We start from the raw sequence: 4,900 nt of genomic DNA, 5'->3' as shown, positions 1-4,900 counted from the left end.
TCAGCGTCTTGTCGTTGCCCGCGGGAATGACTCGCTGGTAATCTGGGAAGGTCCCGTCAATCAGCTTGGAGGTGAGCAGCACGCCGCCGAAATTCAGGCGGATCTTGGCCGCGGAGAGCTCCACCTGGATGGCGTCGCCGGAATCCTCGAGCAGCTTGAGGATTTCCGACACGGCCTTGCGCGGTACGATCACGCCGGGCATGCCGGTCGTGCCTTCCGGCGCCGGCACCTCGACACGGGCGAGGCGATGCCCGTCCGTCGCCACCGCGCGCAGGACGGGGCCCTCGTCGCCATCGATGGCATGGAGATAGATGCCGTTGAGATAGTAGCGCGTCTCCTCCGTCGAGATGGCGAATTGCGTCTTCTCGATCAGGCGCTTGAAATCGCCTGGCGGCACGGCAAAGGCATGGCCCATCTCGCCGGCGGCGATATCGGGGAAATCCGTTTCCGGCAGGGCCTGCAACGTGAAGCGCGAACGCGACGAGCGCAGCACCATCTGGGTGGAATCACCGCTTACCTCCAGGGAAATCTGCGCCCCGTCGGGCAGCTTGCGCACGATGTCGTAGATGACATGCGCGGGCACCGTGGTGGCGCCGGGCTGCGTGATCTCGGCGACGATGGTCTCCGTCACCTCCATGTCGAGATCGGTGGCCTTGAGCCGCAGACCGCCGTCATCGGCACGCAGCAGCACGTTCGACAGGATCGGAATGGTGTTGCGCCGCTCGACGACGCGGTGCACGTGGCCCAGCGCCTTCAACAATGCGGCGCGCTCGACTGTCACTTTCATGGCCGACCCGTAAGGCTGGAAATCAAGGAACGCTCATCGACGCAGCGAGCCGCATCGCGACGCGCTTCGCCATGCGGCGGGGCGGCAGATTGGCCAAGCTGACAGGGAAACGCAAGGAGTTTCGTGTTTCCTCACCGCCGATTTCGCGATTGCGAACAGGTTTTTCAATCCTGCAGCATGCGCTTGAGCAACTCGACCTCTTCGCTCATTGCCGCATCCTCACCCAGCGCCTTCTCGATCTTGCGCACGGCATGCAGCACGGTGGTGTGATCGCGCCCGCCGAAGCGACGCCCGATCTCCGGCAGCGAGCGCAGGGTCAGTGCCTTGGAGAGATACATCGCGATCTGACGCGGGCGCACCACGGCGGCTGTGCGCCGCTCCGAGAGGATATCGGAGCGCGAGACATTGTAGCGCGAGGCAACCAGTTTCTGAATATCCTCGATCTTGACGCGCTTGGGCTCACGGTTGCGCACAAGGTCACGGATCGCATTCTCCGCCGTGTCGAGGGTCACGGCAGCGCCGGTCAGCGTGGCATGAGCGAGAAGCCGGTTCACAGCGCCTTCAAGATCGCGCCCATTGGTGGTCACGTGCCGTGCCACATAGGCAATCACGTCATCGCTGACATCGAAGCCGGGATGCTCGGCGTGCACGGCGGCAATACGCGTCGTGAGGATCTTGATGCGCAGCTCCTCATCGAGCGAGCCGACCTCGACCACGAGGCCGCCCGCGAGGCGCGAACGCGCCCGCTCGTCGAGGCTTTCGAGATCGGAGGGTGGCCGGTCGGCGGCAATCACGACCTGACGCCCGGCATCGATCAGCGCATTGAGCGTGTGGCCGAATTCCTGCTGGATGGTACGGCCCTGGATGAACTGCACGTCATCGAGGATCAGGAGGTCAATGCCCCGCAGCTTCTCCTTGAATGCATGCGATGTCTGGGCCTTCAGCGAGGCAACGAAGCCATACATGAATCGATCGGCGGTAAGATAGATCACCCTTTTGCCCAGACCCCGCGCTTCGTGCCCGATCGCATGCAGGAGATGCGTCTTGCCCAGACCAACGCCCGCATGGACGAAGAGCGGATTATAGAGCGCCGAACCCTCATGCCGGGCGACGCGGTCGCCGGCGGCATGGGCGAGTGCATTGGAGCGTCCGATGGCGAAATTCTCGAAGGTCAGACGCTGGTCGAGCGGCGCGCCGGCAATATCGACCGCAGAATCCGTCTCGCCGCCATGCGTTTGAGAAGCGCCGCGCGCCGCGCTCGCGGCGTGCCCGCCGGACCGGGCGTCATCACCGTCGAGAAAGCCGACCCGGCCCGGTGCTGCGGGCGCCCGCGCATCCCGGCCCTCGGTGAGCGGCATGCGCGCCGTATCGGCATTGCCGGAGGCGCGCTGCGTCGCGGCGGGAGATTGTGCTTCAGAATGCGCGCGCCGCTGGTTGGCCGGCTCGCGCATCATCGCCCCGCGCACGCTCAGCGCGAGACGCTCGATACGCGAATCCTCAGCGCGGTAGATCGCGAGTACGCGATCGTGATAATGCGCCTCGATCCAGCTCTTGAGGAAGCGCGTCGGCACGCTGAGACGGGCGCAGCCAGCCTCGCAGGCGGTGAGTTCGAGGCGCGCAAACCAGCTGGTATAGACATCCTCCCCGAGCTCGGCGCGCAGGCGGCGCTTGACGCGCGCCCAGACTTCGCCGGCATCACTGCCCGACGTCCCGGTATCCTGACCCTGCATATCGCCGTTCACGCCCTGATTTGCTTCGAGCGGCGCCTTCGTGCCGCAAAGGCCGTTACCGGGATCGCCGCCGGGGCGCGCCACCGGCTGCGCTCCGCTCCCCTGTCTCGTCGTCTTCAAAGCGGAGGCCGCGCCCCGATTTCGATCCTCTCCGCTCATGAGCATGTCTTTCGTGCCTCCTCACACCGACGAAAAAAACGAGCGCCGCCCCGCCGCAAACGGTGCGCAAGCGTCGGAAGATTTCTTTTTCTGCCACGGGCCGGTTTGCAACAGGCCACGCAGCCCGAACCTCGTGACGACATGGTCACAGGGTTGACGCGATACTCAACTTGGCAGGGGATACGCGGGAAAGCGCGTTGCAATCAGCCTCTATTCATGAGCATCGCTGTCGAAGACTGTGCCTTTAAAAGGTTTTCGCCATCGCACAACAATGCAGCCCCCCATGAATAAAAGTTGATAGTGCTTGTTTTTTTCTGATTACTCACCGCGTCACCGGCGAAGTCCCAGAACTTTACACAGCCCCTCGGGGGGGTGCAACAAAATGATTCGAAAATTTCGGACATCCGATTCGCCCGGCGCAGCGCTGCCTGCATATGCCACAATAAGCCTCTGTCACCCTTACCGTTTTGTGTACAAATCGTGTCGCGAGCGTCAGATACCCGCCTCTCAGCCGGCTTAGCGATTCGCGCCACAAACGCAGCAATCCGATGCCGGTCACGATGCTTACCACCTAAACACTTCAATTATAACGATAATTTTTGCGCGTCTGCCGGTATCGACCCGAATGATCGCGGCTTTTGTGTTTGCCCGAGAGTCAAGTGGAACGAAACCGGAAATATGACCGGACAAGTCGGCTTTGCGACATTTCGTTGCCGCAAGATCCGCAACGCCCGGCCCCGATCATACCGATTTCAAGCGCCTCATCCGGCGCGAAAGCTGTTCGCAAACGCAAAACGCCCGGCCAGGGGCCGGGCAATTTCAGATCGTATTCATCAAGAAAAGTCAAGTATTCACAACGGACGCCTGACACGCCCGCGCACGACCGCCCTCAACTCGCCGGAGCAACCACCGCCTTGACGCGATGGGCCAGGCGCGAAACCTTGCGCGAGGCAGCATTCTTGTGAACGATGCCCTTCTGCGCCGCGCGCACGATGACCGGCTCGGCAGCCTTCAGCGCAGCCTGGGCGGCACCGGCATCGCCGGAGGCAATCGCCTCTTCGACCTTGCGAATGAAGGTACGCATACGCGAACGGCGCGCCTTGTTGACTGCCGTGCGCTTGACGATCTTGCGCGTCATCTTCTTGGCCGAAGTGGTATTGGCCATGTCTGTCGACCCCGTTTGTTCAAAGCCCTACCCCTGCAGGTGCCCATATGGGCCTGCGGAGGGTCGGCGAATTTCTGGCTAACCCGTCGGCGTGCGCGCCTTGCGCAACACGTCCCGTGAGCCCGGGCTTATATCGTTTGCACCATCGCGCGTCAACGCGTTTCCCGCAAAAACAGCGCACGCGCGACGCATCCCTCAATCGACCCCGATCAGCGCCGCGAAACGGGTGAGATCGACATTGCCGCCGGAGAGAATCACACCGACGCGTTTACCGGTGATTTCATCACCTGCGGCGAAGGCGGCCGCCGCCGCGAGGCAGCCCGTCGGCTCCACGATCAGCTTCATGCGCTGGGCGAAGAACCGCATCGCCGCGACCAGCGCCTCGTCGCTGACGGTGACGATGTCATGCACCCGCTCGCGAATGATGGGGAAGGTGCGCGCCCCGAGATAAGGCGTCATCGCGCCATCGGCGATAGTGCGTGGCACCGGGATCGTCACGACCTCACCCTTGCGCAGACTCTGCTGGCCGTCATTGCCGGCTTCCGGCTCGACGCCGATCACCGCGCAATCCGGTGCCAGTCGGCCCGCCGCAAGCAGGCCGCCCGCGAGCAGGCCGCCACCGCCCAGACAGACATAAAGACGATCGAGCGGGCCGACCTCGTCCAAGAGCTCCAGCGTGGCGGTACCCTGCCCGGCCAGAACGTCGTCATGATCATAGGGCGGGATCAGGGTGAGACCGCGCTCGCGTGCGAGCGTCTCGCCGATCGCCTCGCGCGATTCGCTGAAGCGGTCGTAGCTCACCACCTCGCCGCCATAGCCGCGCGTCGCCGCAACCTTGATGGCAGGGGCGTCATGCGGCATCACCACCGTCACCGGAACGCCGAGCAGCCCGCCGGCGCAGGCGATGGCCTGGGCGTGGTTGCCCGAGGAATAGGTCACCACGCCGCCCTTGCGCTGCGCCGCGTCGAGCGCCGCGATGGCGTTATAGGCGCCGCGAAACTTGAAGGCGCCGGTACGCTGCAGATTCTCGGCCTTGAAATAGAACGAAGCCCCCGCCAG

Annotated in this window: 4 protein-coding genes; all 4 read right to left on the bottom strand. The window is 63.7% G+C overall.

Going from position 1 to position 4,900, the window contains the following annotated elements:
* Positions 1–787: DNA polymerase III subunit beta (gene dnaN / locus VKP01_RS15730; protein WP_324413953.1), on the bottom strand; the 787-nt coding region annotated here is incomplete at its 3' end.
* Between the two features lie 164 nt (positions 788–951).
* Positions 952–2,517 (bottom strand): chromosomal replication initiator protein DnaA, encoded by a 1,566-nt coding sequence (gene dnaA, locus VKP01_RS15725; RefSeq protein ID WP_324413954.1) that lies wholly within the window; start codon positions 2,515–2,517, stop codon positions 952–954.
* 1,048 nt (positions 2,518–3,565) lie between these two features.
* Positions 3,566–3,841 carry a 30S ribosomal protein S20 gene (gene rpsT, locus VKP01_RS15720; RefSeq protein WP_324413951.1) on the bottom strand — a complete coding sequence of 92 codons (276 nt, stop codon included), beginning with the start codon at positions 3,839–3,841 and terminating at the stop codon, positions 3,566–3,568.
* 195 nt (positions 3,842–4,036) lie between these two features.
* Positions 4,037–4,900, bottom strand: an 864-nt coding sequence (locus tag VKP01_RS15715; protein WP_324413950.1) for a threo-3-hydroxy-L-aspartate ammonia-lyase, incomplete at its 5' end; no start/stop codon positions are given.

Source organism: Saliniramus sp., assembly GCF_035311605.1.
Classification (GTDB): domain Bacteria; phylum Pseudomonadota; class Alphaproteobacteria; order Rhizobiales; family Beijerinckiaceae; genus Saliniramus.
This window is presented reverse-complemented; position numbering and strand designations above follow the sequence as displayed.